The sequence below is a fragment of the Pseudanabaena sp. FACHB-1998 genome, from assembly GCF_014696355.1.
Taxonomy (GTDB): domain Bacteria; phylum Cyanobacteriota; class Cyanobacteriia; order Pseudanabaenales; family Pseudanabaenaceae; genus Pseudanabaena.
In genome coordinates, this window is the sequence record NZ_JACJQA010000028.1 from 128,214 (window position 1) to 148,015 (window position 19,802).

Genomic DNA, 19,802 nt, shown 5'->3' on the forward strand with positions numbered 1-19,802 from the left:
GCTTTTTTAAAGATGTTGGGCTACAAAGCCACAAAAAATGGGACGCACGCGCAGCGTGCGTCCCATTTTTTGTGGCTTTGTATTTAGCTGCGACTAGCTACTTAGTTAATTAAAGCTTCAATATCTTTACGAAGTCCAGCATCTTCAGGAGCAACACTAGATGGGTAATACTTCACAACCTTACCTTCTTTGTCTACGAGAAACTTGTTGAAGTTCCATTGGACTTGATTACCAGTGGTATCAGTGAGGTATTTGTAAATATCTACGATGCCAGAACCCTTGACCGTAACCTTGCTAAACATATCAAAAGTTACATCATAATTAAGTGAGCAGAAGCTCTTGATTTCGGCTTCTGGGGCTGGCTCTTGAGCGCCAAAGTCATTGCTAGGAAAACCAAGAATCTCAAAACCCTTGTCTTTATATTCACGATAAAGAGCCTCTAACCCTTTATATTGCTTGGTGTAACCACATTTAGACGCAACATTGACAACTAGAGCAACCTTGCCTTTGTATTGAGCGAGATCAACGGGTTGACCATCGATGTTAGTGATTTTGTAGTCGTAAAGTGTAGACATAGTTGAGTGTTTTAGGTTTGTTTGAGCGAAGCATAGATCACTTAGGGTTCCCCAATTTAATAAAGAACTAGATTTTTGAGTGCGTAGCTTCGCGGTGACATCAAAAATCGGTTCCTTATTTTATGGCGAAGCCCTTATAGTGAGCTAGAAGACTAAGTTAGCATTTTGCGGCAATTTGAATGGCAAGCGTAATAATCCTGATTGGTATCCCCGCCTGCGGCAAGTCTACTCTTGCAGAGCAGATGCTACGTGCTTCTAACCAAAATAGCTATACATCCACCAAATTAATTAGCCCCGATCGCATCAGGGCTTTACTCTACGGAGATACGACCACGCAAGGCAATTGGTCAGAAATTTGGGCGCATGTACAACAGGAGTTTGCCGAAGCCGCAAAATCGCAACAATCTGTAATATATGATGCCACAAACTATAAGCGTGAATATCGCAAAGAGGCGATCGCCCTTGCTAAGGAGCATGGCTTTAAGCCAATCACGGGGCTATGGCTCAATGTGCCGCTATGGATTTGTTTGTCGCGCAATGAAGTACGCGATCGCTCAGTCCCCGAAGATATTGTGGTAGATATGTATCGCACTCTTTCCTATAATCCCCCTAGCCTTAATGAAGGTTTTGATCGCATCCTCTTTCGGGATGACAAATCAGATAACGAATGGATCGATTAATTACAAAAATTTTCTGGCGGTTTCTTGTGGTTGGTTTGAGCGTAACTTGATCGCAATTTGATGGTGTAGCAAAGCTGCACCATCAAAAATCTGAATTCTTGATCAGGGAAATCTAAAAAAAAATACAGACAAAAAATAACTTGTGTTTGTCTATTTCTCATTTTGTGCTAGCTTAAATAGACGCAATCTCTAAAAGGTATAACGGTTTAAAATGGCTAAGCGCCGCAATCAGAAAAAAGAAAAAGCTCTTCGCAACCAAGCGTATGCGCGTAAGTTTCGCAAGCGCACCCCTATGGGACGCTTTGGACGTAGAAGACCAATGGGCAACTATAATGATCCTGAAGATTCTGAATCCAATGGAGCTGCTGATACAGGGGCGGCGGATACTGGTGCTGCTGATACAGGCGCTGCGATCGGTATTGGTAAGTTCTAAATTGAATTCTGGATTTAAATTTCCAGTATTCTACAGATCATGACCACAAGTTTTGCCCTTGCTTTACACACAACGACGACAAATTTAGAGCTTGCGATCGCCGTAATTAATCACAATTCAGATCGCAATTCTCACTCTTATATCATCCACAAACAGCAGTCATGGGAACTTGGCAGAGAATTATCTGTACAGTTGCATGACTGCTTAAATTTGTTTGTGGGTGATATTTTATGGGCTGATTTCGCGTTTTTAGCGATCGCCACTGGTATAGGTAGCTTTACAGGCACAAGGATCGGGGTTGTGACAGCCAGAACCCTTGGGGAACAGCTAAATATTCCCGTTTATGGGATTGACTGCCCCACGATTATTCATTATTCACAACAAAATTCTCCTCCATTAACTTTGAGCGAGAGTTTGCTGGCGATCGCCTATGGGCAATGGCAATCAGGGATTTATCCTAGTTGGCAAAATGTATTCCCCCTTTACGAATCCCAGTAAACAATTGGCACTGCGCGGATTCACCATGCAATGCTAATTATTTGAGCAAAAAAAAATGGCTATGCCATTTTTTTTGCTCAAATAATGGGGCGGTTCTACACCATCGCAATATTGGTCTTTAGGTTCCGTAAATGTTAGAATTACGGAACTTAGAAGTATATGTAAGGTTGCATTTTCGCCATTGGCGATCGCTGATCTAAAATGTGGGGAATCCTTTATATATACCTAGGTAAATTAACCATCTAGGACGGTAGTTATTCCAGCTTGACCTATGCTTCAAGACGCGATCGCCATTCGTCATTATCAAAAGATTACCGACTCACTCGTCGAAATGTCTGAACGTGGTTATCGTTCTACCGACGAAATGAGACTCTTTTTGGACGGTTACCTATCGGCTCTGCGCGTTACTAATGCTGTAGAAGTCCATAATATTCACCGCCTCGAAGAAGAGGTAATTAGATTTCTGTATGATTCCTCTAACTTTGCATCTCCCTATGAGTTGGAAATGGAGGTTGAGCGAGGTGATAGATAAACACTATGGCGAATGCTCATGGTGAGAGGGGTTTGAAATCGATCTTGCTGCACAACCTGTAATCCTTGCTCCTCGCAAAATATATCCAGTTGTTCGCTTTCTTCGGGAAGCCATTGTCCGCGATATAAAATTGCTGTGCCATTCTTTTTTAAAAAAGGTAGACAATAGCTAGCGCAAAGATCGGGACTACCAACCGCACGGACAACGGCTAAGTCATACTTTTTTTTGTATGGCGAGATTTTGTTAATATCTTCGGCTCGACCAGCCTCCGCGATCGCATTAGTTAACTGCAAATCCTTAATCGTTTGTTCCACAAAAGCAACCTTTTTTTGTTTGCTATCTACTAAAGTCACTTGCCATGATGGTTTAGCGATCGCGATCGGTAGTCCCGGAAACCCTGCACCAGTCCCAATATCAATTACCTGAAGATTTTCCCTTTCCCAATAATTTAAAACCCCACGCAATGAATCCCATAGATGCTTTTCCCAAAAGTCATCAGGAGCGGTGATGCGTGTCAGATTTTGCTGGCTATTGCCCTCTAATACAAGCTCGTAGAGCTTTTCAAATTGCTCAAGTTGGTCAGGGCTTGGTGACCAATTAAGGGTGGATTGCCAATGCTCGAATAGATGGGAAAAATGGGACATGCGTAAATTTTGCAGGTATTTGCAGCTAACGGGGAAATTATATAGCTTACGCCAGTAATGTTACTCTCAGGGAGAAATTAGTGATGGGCGGTAAAGCCCCTTATTACTAATTTCTCCCTGAGAAATCTCCCCTTTGATGTTTGGCTAATTTTGTCATTTGGGGCTAAGATCAACAAATCATTAAGATTCATGTAGCAATGCTAAGCAATTACTTAACAAGAAAATTTGTGTAGCAGCAAAATTGCTAAATATAATAAAAAGGTAAAAAAATGACAGAACAAACGAAAACACGCACGGCTTTTACTAAGGATGAGCGTGGAATTTTAAACAACTGGGCGATCGAGCCAAAAATGTATGTCGATGAGCAAAGCGATAGCCGAGTGGGATTCACAGAATATGCAGAATTGCTCAACGGTCGTTTGGCTATGGTTGGTTTCACACTTGTCGTAATTATTGAATTTGTAACTGGTAAGGGATTTTTGCAAATTATCGGTCTTTAATCTCAATTTCTTCATTTGGGGTGAAGCTTTGCTTCACCCCAAATTATTTGTGAATATAGTTTTATGTCTAATCCTCATGTAGAAATCCAGTTTTTGACTTTAGCGGAAGCCCATGCGATCAATGGTGCGCTGTTGTCAACAATGGAAAAATTTATGACCCGTATTACGATTTCTTCGTTGCGGATCATTGTCAAAATTGCTCAAGAATTAGCTATTCATGCAGAGGAGCTTACGCCAGCGCAAATTGTGCAATGGATTGAGCGAGATGCGCTGATTCGGAAAGAGCAAGGTGAAGATGCGGCTTTTCTGAAATGGACTTCACCCCATCCTGATTTAGATTTTGAGGATACCAGAGAGGACGAGGTGACTCCTGCAAAGCTATCGAGTCATGAAAAGTTTTTAACGCGGATGGTGATTTCGGCGATGCAAGCGTTAGGAGCGATCGCCAAAGATTACAGTATTCATCTTGAAGATTTAACCGCAGAGCAGGTGATTGCATGGGTAGAGCGTGATGCGAAGATCAAGCGAGAACAAGGTATCGAAGCCGCTTTCTTATCTTGGTGATTAAAAAAGTGAAGCCCCGCTTCATTTTTTTGAAATGCTCTACCGCTTAACAAAGCTAAGTAGCTTAAATAAATCATCGACTGATATTTGCCAATCTTTTAAGCCTTCTAGCACAGGCAAAAGATCTTTACCTCGGTGACTGTTAAAGCGATCGCCTTGAAAGCTAAGTACGGTTCGTTCTTGAGGGGCAATCAGCCAACCGAGTTTTGTGCCATGTTTAAGGGCAAAGCTAATTTTATCAATTACATCAATCGGTGACTGATCAGGTGACAGAATTTCAATAATCCAGTCTGGCGAAATCTCCATCCTATTCATAATTTCACCGTTAGCATCAAGGGGGATATGCTCCCACTCAAATACCGCGATATCAGGAACGATGGATCTTCCTCCAAAAGTGCAACGCAATTCAGGAAAGGCAAACACGATTTGCTCAGGTTCGCCAAGCTGATTAATCGTAGCAACTAGTTTTCCCTGTAATGTGCTATGTTTCCCCTGTGGCATCGGTTTCTGAAGGATATCGCCGTTGATAAATTCGCTAGCAGGCTTAGTTTCAGGAAGCACCAAAAAATCTTCCAGTGAAATAAGGCTTTGTGGTGGTTTCGGTTGAGTCGCGATCGCCATAAAACTGCCTCTTAACTTACCTAGATCTTGCTTACTAAATTAGGCTTTGCAGGAATCATCATTCTTTATAAATCACTTGGATTTAGTTTTTCGTATTTCTCAAAGGGTTGATGAATCCAAGGATTATCGGCTAAAAAATCAATATAGTAATCGGGTTTGGCGACAGAGCAATCTTTGAACCAGAGGACAGCCGATCGCACCTCTGTAATTTCGTATTCTTGATGTTGCTTTAGCCATTCGAGAATATTGACCAGCGTTACCCCCGAATCAACCAGATCATCAACCAGCAAAACTCTTTTGCCTAGCGTCTCCGTCGTCATCGTAATGCTATGGGCGATCGTTAATTTGCCCCTTTCTTGAAAGTCTTTGCCCCCGTAAGATGACGTAGAAAGAATTGCGAGAGGCTTGTTATAAATCCGCGACAGGACATCACCAATGCGTAAGCCACCTCTAGCAAGGCAGAGAATTTGGTCAAATTCCCACTGGGATCGATAGATCTGGGCTGCCAACTGCTCAATTTTGGCGTGATATTCTTCCCACGAAACATAGAGGTCTGACATAGTTAACTGACTAAACTCACAAAGACTAAGGGAAATCCTAAACTTCCCCTTTGATCTCTTATAGTAGCAATCAGTACATTCAATTGGACTTGTATAAAAGTACGGATTAGACTGGAGATAGAAAAAACATGAGATAGGAGACAAAATCGTGGTAGCTGTTACTGAGATTCCGTCTGCTGAAAAAATTGCAGAAAAGCCCATTGAGCGCCGCCTTACTATTCAAGTAGAAAAAATTGCGGCGGACACCACCACAATTCGATCGCTTGATTGGGATCGCGATCGCTTTGACATTGAGTTTGGCTTGCAAAATGGCACAACCTACAACTCCTATATCATTCGTGGTGAAAAGCTTGCCCTCGTCGATACATCTCATGGCAAATTCCGCGAACTATATCTCCAAACCCTCCAAGAGCTAATCGATCCCAGCCAAATTGAATATTTAGTAATTAGTCACACCGAGCCAGACCATAGCGGACTAGTGCGAGAAGTCCTAGCCCTTGCCCCGAATGTTACGGTGGTTGGTACAAAGGTGGCTTTACAGTTTTTGAATGATTTGGTACATCATCCTTTTAAACAGCAAATTGTCAAAAATGGTGACCAGATCGATCTGGGCAATGGGCATATTTTGCAATTTGTGAATGCGCCTAATCTGCACTGGCCAGACACGATGATGACCTTTGATCATGCCACCTCAATTTTGTATACTTGCGATATTTTTGGGATGCACTATTGCAGTGATGCGACCTATGACGAGGACTTAAAAAAGATTTCGCCCGACTATCGCTTTTACTATGAATGCTTGATGGCTCCCAATGCGCGATCGGTAATTTCGGCAATGAAGCGCATGGATGAGTTGCCTCAAGTGGAAATTGTGGCGAATGGTCACGGTCCCCTACTGCGCTATAACGTTAAGGAATTAACGGAAAACTATCGTCGCTGGAGCCAAGAGCAAACCAAAGGCGAGACGAATGTAGTGGTTTGCTATGTTTCAGACTATGGATATTGCGATCGCCTCTCCCAAGCGATCGCCCGTGGGATCGCCAAAACAGGTGTAGCCATAGAAATGGCAGACCTTAAGGTGATTGATTTGCAGGAATTGCGCGAATTAGTCAGTCATGCGGCGGGCTTAGTCGTATGTACTGCCCCAGCTTCCAATGGCAATGTAGAAACGGCGATCGGCGCAATTTTGGCGGCGGCTACCGAAAAACAGGTGATTGGTTTGTATGAACCTCATGGCAACGAAGATTCCTCCATTGACTTGCTGAATAATCGGTTTAAGGATCTCGGAGTGGTGACAGCCTTTCCTGCTATTCGTGTCCGCGAAAATCCCAATGAAGCCACCTATCAAACCTGTGATGAAGCGGGAACTGACTTGGGACAGTTGCTCACTCGTAAGCAAAATATCAAGCAGTTAAAGGCGATCGATGCCGATCTTGATAAAGCCTTAGGACGTTTAGCAGGTGGTTTGTATATTATTTCGGCAGCAAAAGGTGGCGCTCGGAGTGCGATGTTAGCCTCTTGGGTTACACAGGCTAGTTTTAAGCCTCTGGGCTTTACGGTTGCGGTGGCAAAGGATCGGGCGATCGAGTCATTTATGCAAGTAGGCGATCGCTTTGTGTTGAATGTCCTTGAGGATGGCAACTACTCCAAGCTAATGCAGCATTTCTTGAAGCGGTTTGCCCCCGGGGCAGATCGTTTTGAAGGGGTAAAAACCCAAATTTCGCAATCGGGTGCGCCGATTTTGACCGATGCCCTTGCCTTCATCGAGTGTGAAGTGATGAGCCGCATGGAATGTAGCGATCATTGGATTATCTACGCGATCGCAGAGGAAGGACGAGTATCAAAGCCTGAAGCTCTCACCGCTACGCATCACCGCAAAATTGGCAATCATTACTAAAAAAAAGGCGCAAAGCGCCCAGTCATAATTCCAAAAAAAGGGCGCAAAGCGCCCTTTTTTTGTTAATTGGGATAAAAGTCTTGATCTAGAACTTGGGCAAAACTATAAGGACATTGTGGGGGTAAATCATGCTTATCTAGAGGTGTTTCTTTGACGACTAGCGCGATCGCTTGTTTATAGGATTTAGCGATCGCCTCTTCTAAGTAGGGCTTCAGGCTAGAATTTTCATGAACCAATTCTGTAATTTCATCACGTTGCAAATCAATAGTAATTTTCCAACTTTTGCCCCGCCGTTGAGGTTGATATTCCCATTTCAGCAAATGTCCGATTAAAACTCCAAAACGATTTCGCAACTCCTGCTTTTGCTGTCTACCCAAAGATTCTATTTCCTCTGCCAAATTTTCTAGATCTAAGCCTTGGAAGTCCCCAAGCCGCAATAATTGCGCCTGTTTCTGAGTCCACGCATAAAAATCCTGCTCATATTGATCCTGTTGAGCTTGAGTTTGTCTAGTTGATGGATAAACTTTATTTACCTTACTTACATCCAGCATTTTTTTCTTACCCATGCTAATTCACTATATGAGGAAACCAGATAGAGTTTTTGATATTGCCTACGGCAATATCAAAAACTCTATACCTTCCCAAAACGGCGATCGCGTTCTTGATAATCTATTAAGGCTCGGTGAAATTCACTCCGATTAAAATCTGGCCAAAGAGTATCCGTAAAATACATTTCCGTATATGCCATTTGCCACAGCAAAAAATTACTCAAGCGCATTTCGCCACTAGTCCGAATTAGCAAATCAGGATTGTGATTTCCGGCGGTATAAAGATGTTGCTCAAATAGGTTTTCATCAATGTCTTCAGCTTTAATCTCACCCGCTTGCACTCCCTCGGAAAGTTTGCGACAGACCCGCACAATCTCGCGCCGACTACCATAATTAATCGCTACAGTGAAATGAATAGCCTGATTATTTGCCGTCGCAATTTGCGATCGCTCGATTTCGGCACGTAAAGAATTGGACAAAGAATCAAGATCGCCCACAAAGGAGATGCGTACCCCTTCGCTACACATTTCCTCCAACTCACGGCGTAGCATTCTCTCAAAAAGAACCATCAAAAAATCGACCTCTTGCGCTGGTCGGCTCCAATTTTCCGTAGAAAAAGCATACACAGTCAGTGCGCCAATGCCCCAGTCCTTACAACAGCGTAATAAATCCTTAAGTGCGTCCACTCCTTGCCGATGCCCTGCTATTCTAGGCATTCCCTTTTTCTTTGCCCAACGTCCATTCCCGTCCATAATTACGGCGACATGTTTGGGCAAGCGGTGACGATCGATGTCTGGTGGCAAAGTTTGCAATAGCTTAGCAGTCATTTCTTTTCTGACGATTTTCGACTTACCATGTTTTTCAGATTGAGGTTCGACAGTAGCCAATTAAACTTCGGCACTGTTCTACCTAGAGGAGTCGGACGATAATTACCAAGTTTAGTTTCTAGGATTTCTCGTAAACGGCTACTCGTAATCGGACGATCTAAGATGCCATTTTCGGCGATCGCAATTGAACCCGTTTCTTCAGAAACGACAATACAAAAGCAATTTCTCACGCGATCAGTAATACCCATAGCCGCCCGATGTCTTGTACCAATTTCCCGCGAGGCGGCTCGTTCCGAAATTGGCAAAATAACGCCAGCCGCCAAAATCCGATCTTCACGAATTAGGATTGCTCCATCATGCAAAAGTGTTGAAGTTTGAAAAATCGTATGCAATAGTTCTTTGGAGAGTAAAGCATTAAGTTTAACCCCAGGCACAGAAAAATCGCGATCGTCAATAGGTTCACCTGTCTCAATAATCATTAATGCGCCCGTGCGATTTTGGGATAGCTCAATCACAGCATCATTAATTTCTTCGATTACTGAGTCCGCTTCGATAGGCGATCGCCGATTAGTCGTGGGTTGAACTAAGGAGAGTAAATCTCCGCGACCCAGACGTTCCAGAAACCGCCGTAACTCAGGCTGCAAAATTACAGCCATAGCCACAGCTGTCCCAATCAATAATTTATCAAGCACGAAATTGAGCAATCTAAACCCAAGGCGATCGCTCAATACACTAGCGATGAGTAAAAAGATGATGCCACGCACCATCAAGAGAGTGCGTCGATCATTGCTGAGAGACAGCATGAGGTAGATCAATCCTAAAACTGCAAGGATATCGATCGCCCTCATGATGAATGCAATTGAGTTGATATTGGTTAACCACTGCATTCATAATCCTCTCATTCTCAACTGAAAAAATACAACTACTTTCTTAACTTCTCGGGCAAGCAATCTTGACGCAATAGATCTTCACGAGTTTCCCGTTTAATGATCAAGCTCGCTTCCCCATCTGCAACTACAACTGCCGCAGGCTTAGGCAAACGGTTGTAATTCGATGCCATGCTGTAATTGTAAGCGCCTGTGCCGAACACAACCAAGATATCGCCAGCATTTGTTTGAGGAAGCTGGATGTCTTTGATTAAAATATCACCTGATTCACAGTGCTTACCAGCGATCGTGACCGTCTGCGACAAAGGCGCACTCATCGTGTTTGCGACAACAGCGCGATATTGGGATTGATAGGTGATTGGACGAGGGTTATCAGACATCCCCCCGTCAATCGTCACATAGGTACGAATATCAGGAACCGTCTTGCTACCACCAATGGTGTAAGCAGTTATACAGGTTGCACCCACCAGCGATCGCCCAGGCTCGCAAAGCAATTTCGGTAAAGCAAGCCCTGCGGACACAAAAGCTTCGGTCACACCCGCACTAACCGCTTTCACCCATTCTTCAATGCTAGGAGGATCATCGGATTCGACATAGCGAATTCCTAAGCCACCACCAATATTTAATTCAGAGAAATTCAAACCATACTTATCACCAGCTAGCTTGAACCACTGCACCATCACACCACCAATATCTTGATGGGGTTGCAATTCAAAAATTTGCGAACCAATATGGGCATGAATGCCAATGCAATTGAGCAAAGAATCTGCTAAGAAAGCGAATACAGACTCCACTTCATTGGGATCAAACCCAAATTTGCTATCAATGTGACCAGTGCGAATATATTCATGGGTATGACATTCAATCCCAGGAGTCAAACGCAACATGATTCTAGGAGCCACAAAACTAGGTAAATCAGCTTGTTCACGGGCTAAGCGATCTAAATTCTTGAGTTCGTGCCAATTGTCAACCACAATCGTACAGCCTGACTCTAGAGCATAGGTCAGTTCATCAAGAGATTTGTTATTGCCATGAAAATAAATCAAACTAGGGGAAACTCCAGCACGGGTTGCGGTCAAGATTTCACCAGCCGACACCACATCAATACCTAGTCCTTCGGAACCCGCGATCGCACAAACAGCAAGGCAACTCCAAGCCTTAGAAGCGTATAAAACCTGAGATTGACCTTGATAATGCTTGACCAGTGCATCACGATATTGTTGACAAGCAGTTCTCAGGCTCATCTCATCCAAAATATAAAGGGGAGAGCCATATTGACTTACTAGATCCACTACATCACAACCACCGATTTCCAGATGGTCGTTGGCATTGACAACGGCAGTTAAAGGCAAAAGTTGTTGATTGGGAGATAGTTTTTGTAAACTCTTTAACTCCTGATCAGGAGCGTTAGATATGACAGTCTCTTGTCTGAGACTGGTTAAGACAGTAGTCATGCAGTACCAATTAATATTTTCAAAATTCTCTAAATCTATTATAAAAAATAGATGCAGCTTTATTTACAAAGCATGATTAATAATCACCAATTAGGGTGCTAGGGTGCAGCAATTTAAAAACCAAAAAACTTTAGCGCACGCAAAGCGTGCACTAAAGTTTTTTGGTTTTTAAATCTCTAATTTTTCTAGATTTAGCGATCGCTGTAATTCGGTGATCTCATCTTTGTGGGCGCGTACTTTGAGCTTGGCATCGGGCAAAAGTTGCAAACTTACTTTTTGTTCGCGGGCTATGCCACGCCAATAAAATACACCAGCCAGTGGTGACATGAAGGTGAGCCAAAGCCAGATATTATCCAAATCAGGAATTAAAATACCTAAAACTAAACCCAGACAAATCAAACCAATAGCCGCCAAAAAAGTAAGAAATATCGCTAAAAAAATACTTGGCTTTACTTGTCCAAGCAAAATTGCAACATCCCGTTCTGGATCAAGCTCAATTACCTTATAGGCTCTCTGTAAAAAATGATCACGAACTTGCATTAGTAGGCGATCGTCAGTGAAATTGCCCACAGCGAAGCAAGCATCTATAGTCCGATCTTTAATCGAACCTCGCAAAAAGGAAATCAACCCAAAAAATAACAGGATTGTTAAGAAGAGGGTGGAGTATATTGTAGGAACTGTTACAGGCATTAAGACAGGAATTCTATGGGTTTGCTATAGGTTTAAGATACAATCTGTTAATTACTTATTATAAAAAGCAACCCTAAAGATCCAGAAGCACTTAAATCTTTAATTTGATATATCCATTTTATTTTGATATAAAGATTAGCGGTTAAGCGTGTGACGATTAGAACTAATTGGGTAAAAATACAACGATGACTGAATATCCTAAAGCTACCTATGTAGGCAAGTATGTCGATGATTCGTTTAAGCTTGCCAAATTTTTTCGAGTATTACGCAAACGTTGGATTGTCATCGTCGCTGCATCGGCTACAGTCTTTGCCGCAAATGCCTATTATACATTTACGAGAACCCCTCAATATCGCTCATCCGCCGCACTGTTAATCAATAACTCCACGATCTCCGTATCGGACATTCAAGTTCCGGGTTTACCAGGTAGTTCGTTAATCAACCTTGGGACAGAAATTGGCATCCTGAAAAGTCGTCCATTGATTGAAGTCGCCGTCTCCAAGATGCGACAGTCACCCTCTGCAAATGCCTACAAAGATATTGATGCAGGGACAATTATGGGTGGTCTAGATATTCGCCCTGAAAAAGACGCTTTAATTTTAAGGCTTATTTACACGGATAGTGACCCAAAACGCGCCCGTGAAGTCCTCAACGCACTTTCACAGACCTATGTCGAGTACAGCTTAAATGATCGACGGACTAAGTCCAGTACTGCCATTAAGTTTATTCAAGAAAAGCTACCTCAAGTTAAGCAACAACTCGACAAGTCAGCCCTAGCAGTTACCCAATTTCGCAAAACTTACAATATTGTCGATCCTGAAACCTATGCCGCTTCTGTGTATAAGATGCGAGAGGCTTTAGAAACTAGAGCACAGGATTTACAAATTCAAATTGCTCAGACTCAGCAGCAGTATGATTTGCTTAGCCGCCAAGTTGGGAAATCGCCAGACGCAGCGATTGGGGGCGCAATTCTCCAGCAGGATATTCCCTATCAGTCCTTAGTCAAGCAGTTTCAAGAAGTGGAAACTGCCTACTTCTTAGAGCGTACTAGATTTAGGGAAGATCATCCGAATGTCGTCGCCCTAAAGGATCGTCGAGATGAACTCTATCGATTACTTGAAACTCGCGCCCAATCAGTAGTTGGCGTAAGAGGTGGTAGCGCCAACATCGTTAATGAGCCTAACAGTGAAATTCAGCAAAAGCTAGCAACTCAATTGTTTGAAACTCAAACAACTCTGGCGGTTAATCAAGCCCAGCTAGAAAGCATCAGAAATGCTCAGTCTGAAGTATCTACGGCTTTTTCTAAAATTCCCCAGATTCAGCAGAGGTTTGTGGAAATTCAGAGGCAACTAGCTCTTGATACTTCTACCTATAATAAACTCACTGAAAAATTAGAAGAATTACGCATTTCGGAAGCCCAAGAGATTTCTTCATGGAGAATTTTAGAGCCACCTCTGATACCCACGAGACCATCATCTCCTGATATCGAAAGAAGCTTAGTTACGGGAGCCTTTCTCGGCTTGGGTATAGGAGTATTGCTAGCGCTGGTCATTAATCGTTTAGATCAGCGCATCCGCGAAGTTGAAGAAGTCAAAGAGATTATTGATGTTCCATTGCTTGCTTCAATTCCTATGACCGAAGTTGCCTCTTTGTCAGCCATGATCGGTCAAGGCATTTTGCCAACTAGCAGTTATTATGCTTTTAAGGAAGCCTTGAGTTCTCTCGCCTTGAATTTGCGCTATTTAGGCACAGATAACATGATGAAAGTAATTGCTTTTACTTCATCAGTACCTTCCGAAGGGAAGAGTACCTTAACCTATAATCTGGCTACGATTTTGGCAGCTTTGGGCTATCGAGTTCTGCTTGTGGATGCGGATATGCGAAAGCCCACCGTTCATAAGTTATCTAAGCTGAGTAATAAGGTTGGTTTATCCACTGCCCTCGCTACTCCTAGTCCTTGGCAAGATTTGATTCAAGTGGGAGATGATAAGGGGAACTTGCATGTTTTGACATCAGGTTCGATTCCGCCCAACCCAATGCTATTGCTGGAGTCAAATAAGATGACGGCGCTATTGCAGGAATGGCGACAAGAGTATGACTATGTTTTGGTTGATACTCCTCCTGTTATTGGGATTACTGACGCTCAATGCTTAACTTCTAAGGTTGATACATTTATTCTGGTTGCGGCAATTAATCGTTCTACAAGAAGCGGAATTTCAAGAGCTTTAGAGGTGTTATCCACCGCTAGAGCTAATGTTTCTGGGATATTAATTAACATGATTGGTTCGTCTGATAGTGATTACCACTACGGTTATTATGACCAATACTATCTGAATCCTTCTTCTTCTAAGGAAGAAGAACCTGACTCAGAAGTTACGGCTATTGATATTGCTAAGTAATTCCTTTAAGTCAATAAAAAAGAGAGCTTGCTTCGCAAGCTCTCTTTTTTATTGACTTAAAAATCTACTCCACGTTTGAGGTCTACGCCTTTTTCCGCGTAATGTTTGTGACATACCATTTCGGAATGCACTGAGGCGAGGTCAAAATATGCAGGTTGATTGAGACATCGACCTGTGATGATGATTTCGGTGTCGCGGGATTTTTTGAGCAGTGCTTGGCAGATTGGCTCGACAGGCAGCAACTCTAAATCGACGGTGGGATTTAGTTCATCCAGAATAATAGTTTTATATAGCCCTGAAGCGATCGCTGCTTGTGCGATTTCCCAACCCCGTTGCGCTTCGATGCAGTCGATTTCCTGTTGTTGACCACGCCAAACGATCGCATCTCTTCCACAGCGTTGATGATCAATTACGTGGGGGTAGCCCCGCTTGAGGGCAGCGATCGCGGCATCTTCGGTATAGCCTGCACCGCCCTTGAGCCATTGCATGATCAGAACTCGATGGGATAAATCCCGACTGATGCCAGTACCGATCGCTTTTAAAGATCTTCCTAAAGCGGAGGTGCTTTTCCCTTTACCTGCCCCTGTATAAATCTCGATACCTGTGACATCATATTTTTCAGCATGGGCTTCATCGTGCGATCGCATTTCTGAGTGCAGGTCGGCAATATCAATCAATGCTTGGGGTGCGCCGCGTCCTGTACAGATAACTTCGAGGTGGGGCAGTTTATTTTTTAAGTCTTTAACGACGCGATCAACAGGAATTAAGCCTAAGTCGAGAACGGGATTAATTTCATCGAGAACTACTACAGAATAAAGTCCTGATGCCATTGCGCCTTTAGCGATCGCCCAACCCCGTTCAGCTTCTTGGCGATCAAAGGGTGTGACATGTTCGGCATCAAAAAATTCAGCACGACCAGTGCGAACATGATCGATCAAATGGGGAAATCCTTGTTGCAAGGCAGAAATTGCGGCATCTTCCGAATATTCACGTTCGGAGCCTTTAAGAAAGCGCAACAACAAAATTCTTGTGCCAAAAGGTGATGTGTCGGACATTCCTAGACCAAGCGATCGTAGGACTACGCCCAGGGCCGCCTGTGATTTACCTTTGCCTGTTCCGTCGTAAACATGGATTTGTCCGATCTCACGTTCGGGACGCACCTGTGCGGTCATGATGCCTATCGCTGCCATGTTTTTATCTAAGCTCGTTCATTTCTCATTCATTGTGATTATATCGAAAACCCAAAACATAAAGGCGTTACAATGCCCTGCCTTTATGTTTTGGCACAGAATGCTAAAATCTAGGTCTTAGAGCCAATATATTTGTGTCATGAGAAAATTTGCCGCGCGATCGCTAATTACCATAGCCGCCACTACAGCCATATTTGCTGTGGTAACCCCTTTGCGATCGCAACCCTCGCCAACCACATCGGTGGAAATTTCGCGCCCCCAGCCCCAGCCCGAGAAGCTACAAAACACTTCTAGCAAAAAGACTAGCGTTGTCAAAATGTTTGAAGACATTACGCTTGCGCCAAATTTTTCGCCAAAAGCGATCGAACTCAGAGGTATTAGTGGTGGCATCGTCGAAACTCAAAAAAAATCTGGTCGCAAAAGTACGGAAACAGGCGATTGCATTGGGTTTATTGACACAGAACCAGATCACAAAATCACCCTCACCCAAGCATTTCGTTATCTGAAACTCCAAGTAAAAAGCTCAGGCGACACCATACTTTTAGTGCGGGGGCCGGGCGGGAGTTGGTGCAGTGATGATGTCAGCGATCGCAACCCCGAAATATCAGGCGATTGGCTGGCCGGAACCTATGAAGTTTGGATTGGCTCCTACGAACAAAACGCATCATTTCCCTATATTATCCAGATTTCTGAAAACCTCAACCCTGTTATTCAGAAGTAATCCACAAAAAGAAAGACCATGCTTTGCGTGGTCTTTCTTTTTAAATGGGGCAGCCCAAAGTTTGGCGGCTATCATTTTTGGTAAACGGATGCGTACCACTGGCGATCGTGCAGAGATATAACCTTGTGCGATCGTCTAAATTCCGCACACCCGTAAACTCAGTATCCGCACAAGTCCTTAAATTTTTTAAAATCGCTCCCCGCAAGTTTGTTCCTCGCAGATTTGAGCCTTTCATAATCGAACCCGTGAAATCCGCTTCAATTAAGTTAGCACCACTAAAATTGGTAACACTAAGATTAGCCCGAGTAAATTTACTGTTAGAAGAATTTGACCAAGTTAAATTAGCCCAACCCAAATCTGCATCTGAAAAATTAGTCCCTCTCAGCAAAGCTCCCCTCAGATTAGTCTCAATTAAATTTGCCCCAGTTAAGTTAGCATCTATTAAATTTGCACTACTCATATCAGCTTTATTCAAAGTAGCCCCACGCAAATCAATACCAATTAACGTGACACTTCGTAATTGAGCATTACTAAGGTCTACATTGGAAAAGTTACGTTGTCCCTGTCTGTATAGTTCTAACAGTTGAGCGACTTCCAAGGTTGTTACTCCTACAAATATTTAAACTGCTGTTTTGCCAACATTTAACGAGATACTTTGAGATTCAGGCTGGAGGTAAGAGTTTAACTCATTTTGCGATCTTTGCCCAAACAAAAAGTAAGCTATTCTCCTTTTAAATCGTATTAAATATTGGACTATTTCACAAGCTGTAGCCATATCAACTCATAAAATCTGGGAAACGCTATAAAATATTAAGCTAAGTGTAAACTTCAATAAATCCGCATAATTCTGTAATTAACCTGCTATGAGTACGAACGAACTTCCAAAACAATATAACCCTCTCGAATCTGAAGCCAAGTGGCAAAAATATTGGGAGGAAAGTGGCGTATTTGTAGCAGAGAGTCAAAGTGATAAAGACCCATACTGCATCATGATTCCGCCGCCCAATGTCACGGGTAGTCTGCATATGGGTCACGCCTTTCAGGAAGTATTGATTGATATCTTGATTCGCTATCACCGTATGCGGGGGTTTAATACCCTCTGGCTTCCCGGAACCGACCACGCCAGTATTGCAGTCCAGACGATTCTCGATAAACAAATTAAAGCTGAAGGTAAAACCAATCAAGAAATTGGGCGCAAAAAGTTCCTCGAACGAGCTTGGCAATGGAAAGCCGCATCAGAGGGAACCATTGTTTCTCAACTGCGCCGCCTTGGTGTCTCGGCGGACTGGACACGCGAACGCTTCACGATGGATGAAGGGCTATCCAATTCTGTTACCGAAGCCTTTGTCAAACTCTACGAAGCTGGCTTAATTTATCGCGGTGAATATCTGGTTAACTGGTGTCCTGAGTCCCAGTCTGCGGTTTCTGATCTCGAAGTTGATAATAAAGAAGTTAAAGGGCATCTCTGGAATTTCCGTTATCCGTTATCTGATGGATCAGGTTATCTAGTTGTCGCGACTACTCGCCCCGAAACCATGTTAGGCGATACGGCTGTAGCAGTTAATCCTGACGACGATCGCTACAAGCATCTGATTGGCAAAACAGTAATGCTGCCAATTATGAATCGTGAGATTCCGATCATTGACGATCGCTATGTCGATAAGGCTTTTGGTAGTGGCTGTGTCAAGATAACTCCTGCCCATGATCCCAATGACTTTGAAATGGGGCAACGCCATAGCTTGCCTTTAATCAACATCCTCAATAAAGATGGATCGATTAATGAGAATGGCGGCGAATTTGCAGGGCAAGATCGCTTTGTGGCGCGTAAAAATGTCGTGAAGAAGCTGGATGAACTGGGCTTATTAGAAAAAATTGAAGATTATAACCACACTGTTCCCTATTCGGAACGGGGTAAGGTTCCAGTTGAGCCATTACTTTCAATTCAATGGTTTGTAAAAATTAAGCCTCTATCAGACTTTGCCCTAGAGCAATTTGATAAGCAGAACTCGCCCACCTTCGTTCCCGATCGCTGGGGTAAGGTATATCGCGATTGGTTGATTCGCCTCAAAGATTGGTGTATTTCCCGTCAGTTGTGGTGGGGACATCAGATCCCTGCATGGTATGCCCCCGACGGCTCCATTTTTGTGGCTAAAACTGAAGAGGAAGCCTACGCACAGGCGAAAGCTAAATTTGGCGAAGATGTGAAACTGGAACGCGATCCTGATGTACTAGATACATGGTTCTCGTCAGGTTTATGGCCATTCTCCACTCTTGGCTGGCCCGAAGAAACACAAGATTTTCAAACCTTCTATCCTACCAGTGTGCTAGTTACAGGTTTTGACATTATCTTCTTCTGGGTAGCGCGGATGACGATGATGGCTGGCTATTTTACGGGTAAGATGCCTTTCAACACGGTCTATATTCATGGATTGGTGCGGGATGAGAATAATCAGAAGATGTCTAAATCGAAGAATAACGGCATCGATCCGTTAGTTCTGATTAACAAGTATGGAACTGATGCTTTGCGCTATTCTCTAGTTAAGGAAATAACGGGAGCAGGGCAAGATATTCGTCTTGATTACAATCGCAAAACCGATGAATCCACCACCGTAGAAACAGCGCGGAACTTTGCGAATAAGCTCTGGAATGCTTCGCGATTTGTAATGATGAATCTCGACGCTAATCATGGCTCCGCCATGATTAGTACTGAGAATTTAGAACTTGCCGATCGCTGGATTTTGTCGCGCTATGCTCAAACGGTATTGCAAGTTCGTGAACAGCTTGATAGCTATAGCTTAGGTGAAGCCACCAAAAGCATCTATGAATTCTTCTGGGGCGATTTCTGCGACTGGTATATTGAGCTAGTTAAATCGCGTTTACAGGAATCCGCCGATCCCACTTCTCGCGCCACCGTACAGCAAACCCTCAGATTTGTCCTTGATGGTATTTTGCGCTTACTGCATCCCTTTTTGCCGCACGTTACCGAAGAGATTTGGCAATTGCTGACCTACGACACTAGTGAACCATCCAGCGATCGCCCTGTGCTTGCCATCCAACCCTATCCTGAAATTGATACCAGTTATATCAATGAGGAACTGGAAGAACAGTTCAATTTATTAATTGGCACAATCCGCACGATTCGTAATCTTCGCGCCGAGGCTGAGATTAAGCCTAGCGCCAAGGTCAAAGCAATTTTACAATCCGACAGGGATCGCGAACGCAATCTCCTAGAAGCAGGACAAAGCTACATTCTCGATTTAGCAAGGGTTGAAGATTTAGCAGTTGTAGCAACTGTCGATGCTTCGGCAACGGAACAGGCGATCGCTGGTGTAGTGGGAACAATTCAGGTAATTGTCTCGCTGGTTGGTGTGGTTGATATCGGTCAATTGGTGGCGAAATTAGAACGCACGTTGACAAAACTCGAAGGAGCGATTAATTCCACTCAAGGACGTTTAAATAATGAGGGTTATATCAAAAAAGCACCTCCTGAAGTTGTGGCAACTGCACGTGCGGAGTTAGAAGAATCTCTGAAACAACAGGAAATTCTCAAAGCACGTTTAGCCCAATTGCAAGGCAAATAAT

Annotated in this window: 21 protein-coding genes; 10 read left to right on the top strand and 11 right to left on the bottom strand. The window is 43.4% G+C overall.

From position 1 onward, the window contains the following. Positions 1 to 101: 101 nt before the first annotated feature. Complete coding sequence (locus H6F42_RS12035) at positions 102 to 575, bottom strand: glutathione peroxidase (RefSeq protein WP_190399607.1); 474 nt, start codon at positions 573 to 575, stop codon at positions 102 to 104. Between the two features lie 179 nt (positions 576 to 754). On the opposite strand from H6F42_RS12035, the gene H6F42_RS12040 reads away from it, so the two are divergent. From H6F42_RS12040 to H6F42_RS12055, 4 genes are all read left to right on the top strand, one after another. Next, positions 755 to 1,255: an AAA family ATPase gene (locus H6F42_RS12040; protein ID WP_190399608.1), complete on the top strand. Its 501-nt coding sequence runs from the start codon at positions 755 to 757 to the stop codon at positions 1,253 to 1,255. Between the two features lie 211 nt (positions 1,256 to 1,466). Further along, the gene (locus tag H6F42_RS12045; protein WP_190399609.1) at positions 1,467 to 1,688 is read left to right on the top strand and encodes a hypothetical protein; all 222 of its coding nucleotides are present in this window, start codon (positions 1,467 to 1,469) and stop codon (positions 1,686 to 1,688) included. Between the two features lie 39 nt (positions 1,689 to 1,727). Beyond that, entirely contained in the window at positions 1,728 to 2,186 is a 459-nt protein-coding gene (locus H6F42_RS12050; RefSeq protein WP_190399610.1) for a hypothetical protein, read from the top strand. A 271-nt stretch (positions 2,187 to 2,457) separates the two neighbouring features. Further along, complete coding sequence (locus H6F42_RS12055; RefSeq protein WP_190399611.1) at positions 2,458 to 2,718, top strand: DUF6761 family protein; 261 nt, start codon at positions 2,458 to 2,460, stop codon at positions 2,716 to 2,718. Here H6F42_RS12055 and rsmG read toward each other — a convergent pair. Then, positions 2,679 to 3,362, bottom strand: a complete 684-nt coding sequence (gene rsmG / locus H6F42_RS12060; protein ID WP_190399612.1) for a 16S rRNA (guanine(527)-N(7))-methyltransferase RsmG — start codon at positions 3,360 to 3,362, stop codon at positions 2,679 to 2,681. The two genes, H6F42_RS12055 and rsmG, sit on opposite strands and share 40 nt — an antisense overlap. 269 nt (positions 3,363 to 3,631) lie before the next feature. On the opposite strand from rsmG, the gene H6F42_RS12065 reads away from it, so the two are divergent. Together H6F42_RS12065 and H6F42_RS12070 are read left to right on the top strand one after the other, a co-directional pair. Beyond that, entirely contained in the window at positions 3,632 to 3,862 is a 231-nt protein-coding gene (locus H6F42_RS12065) for a chlorophyll a/b-binding protein (RefSeq protein WP_190399613.1), read from the top strand. A 63-nt stretch (positions 3,863 to 3,925) separates the two neighbouring features. Beyond that, complete coding sequence (locus tag H6F42_RS12070; protein WP_190399614.1) at positions 3,926 to 4,426, top strand: hypothetical protein; 501 nt, start codon at positions 3,926 to 3,928, stop codon at positions 4,424 to 4,426. Between the two features lie 39 nt (positions 4,427 to 4,465). Here the strand turns inward: H6F42_RS12070 and H6F42_RS12075 are convergent, their stop codons facing one another. Both H6F42_RS12075 and H6F42_RS12080 read right to left on the bottom strand, forming a co-directional pair. Continuing rightward, positions 4,466 to 5,047, bottom strand: a complete 582-nt coding sequence (locus tag H6F42_RS12075) for a Uma2 family endonuclease (RefSeq protein ID WP_190399615.1) — start codon at positions 5,045 to 5,047, stop codon at positions 4,466 to 4,468. Between the two features lie 65 nt (positions 5,048 to 5,112). Beyond that, positions 5,113 to 5,607: a phosphoribosyltransferase gene (locus H6F42_RS12080; protein WP_190399616.1), complete on the bottom strand. Its 495-nt coding sequence runs from the start codon at positions 5,605 to 5,607 to the stop codon at positions 5,113 to 5,115. Positions 5,608 to 5,755: 148 nt separating this feature from the next. Here H6F42_RS12080 and H6F42_RS12085 point away from each other — a divergent pair, with 148 nt between their 5' ends. Further along, the gene (locus H6F42_RS12085; protein WP_190399617.1) at positions 5,756 to 7,504 is read left to right on the top strand and encodes a flavin reductase; all 1,749 of its coding nucleotides are present in this window, start codon (positions 5,756 to 5,758) and stop codon (positions 7,502 to 7,504) included. 62 nt (positions 7,505 to 7,566) lie between these two features. Here H6F42_RS12085 and H6F42_RS12090 read toward each other — a convergent pair whose 3' ends face one another. From H6F42_RS12090 to H6F42_RS12110, 5 genes are all read right to left on the bottom strand, one after another. Further along, complete coding sequence (locus H6F42_RS12090) at positions 7,567 to 8,070, bottom strand: DUF29 domain-containing protein (RefSeq protein WP_242018419.1); 504 nt, start codon at positions 8,068 to 8,070, stop codon at positions 7,567 to 7,569. A 65-nt stretch (positions 8,071 to 8,135) separates the two neighbouring features. Further along, the gene (locus tag H6F42_RS12095; protein WP_190399618.1) at positions 8,136 to 8,879 is read right to left on the bottom strand and encodes an isoprenyl transferase; all 744 of its coding nucleotides are present in this window, start codon (positions 8,877 to 8,879) and stop codon (positions 8,136 to 8,138) included. Further along, positions 8,876 to 9,766, bottom strand: coding sequence for a diadenylate cyclase CdaA (gene cdaA / locus H6F42_RS12100; protein WP_190399619.1), 891 nt, complete (start codon positions 9,764 to 9,766; stop codon positions 8,876 to 8,878). The genes H6F42_RS12095 and cdaA overlap by 4 nt, the downstream gene beginning before the upstream one ends. 35 nt (positions 9,767 to 9,801) lie before the next feature. Then, positions 9,802 to 11,220, bottom strand: a complete 1,419-nt coding sequence (gene lysA / locus H6F42_RS12105; protein WP_190399620.1) for a diaminopimelate decarboxylase — start codon at positions 11,218 to 11,220, stop codon at positions 9,802 to 9,804. A gap of 168 nt (positions 11,221 to 11,388) precedes the next feature. Then, positions 11,389 to 11,910 (bottom strand): cofactor assembly of complex C subunit B, encoded by a 522-nt coding sequence (locus tag H6F42_RS12110; RefSeq protein WP_190399621.1) that lies wholly within the window; start codon positions 11,908 to 11,910, stop codon positions 11,389 to 11,391. A 185-nt stretch (positions 11,911 to 12,095) separates the two neighbouring features. On the opposite strand from H6F42_RS12110, the gene H6F42_RS12115 reads away from it, so the two are divergent. After that, positions 12,096 to 14,309: a polysaccharide biosynthesis tyrosine autokinase gene (locus H6F42_RS12115; protein ID WP_190399622.1), complete on the top strand. Its 2,214-nt coding sequence runs from the start codon at positions 12,096 to 12,098 to the stop codon at positions 14,307 to 14,309. Positions 14,310 to 14,365: 56 nt separating this feature from the next. On the opposite strand, the gene H6F42_RS12120 is transcribed toward H6F42_RS12115, so the two are convergent. Continuing rightward, positions 14,366 to 15,499, bottom strand: coding sequence for a cob(I)yrinic acid a,c-diamide adenosyltransferase (locus tag H6F42_RS12120; RefSeq protein ID WP_190399623.1), 1,134 nt, complete (start codon positions 15,497 to 15,499; stop codon positions 14,366 to 14,368). A gap of 139 nt (positions 15,500 to 15,638) precedes the next feature. On the opposite strand from H6F42_RS12120, the gene H6F42_RS12125 reads away from it, so the two are divergent. Then, positions 15,639 to 16,220 carry a hypothetical protein gene (locus H6F42_RS12125; protein WP_190399624.1) on the top strand — a complete coding sequence of 194 codons (582 nt, stop codon included), beginning with the start codon at positions 15,639 to 15,641 and terminating at the stop codon, positions 16,218 to 16,220. A gap of 40 nt (positions 16,221 to 16,260) precedes the next feature. On the opposite strand, the gene H6F42_RS12130 is transcribed toward H6F42_RS12125, so the two are convergent. Continuing rightward, entirely contained in the window at positions 16,261 to 16,818 is a 558-nt protein-coding gene (locus H6F42_RS12130; RefSeq protein WP_242018420.1) for a pentapeptide repeat-containing protein, read from the bottom strand. 265 nt (positions 16,819 to 17,083) lie between these two features. On the opposite strand from H6F42_RS12130, the gene H6F42_RS12135 reads away from it, so the two are divergent. Continuing rightward, positions 17,084 to 19,801, top strand: coding sequence for a valine--tRNA ligase (locus H6F42_RS12135; RefSeq protein ID WP_190399625.1), 2,718 nt, complete (start codon positions 17,084 to 17,086; stop codon positions 19,799 to 19,801). Position 19,802 lies beyond the last annotated feature (1 nt).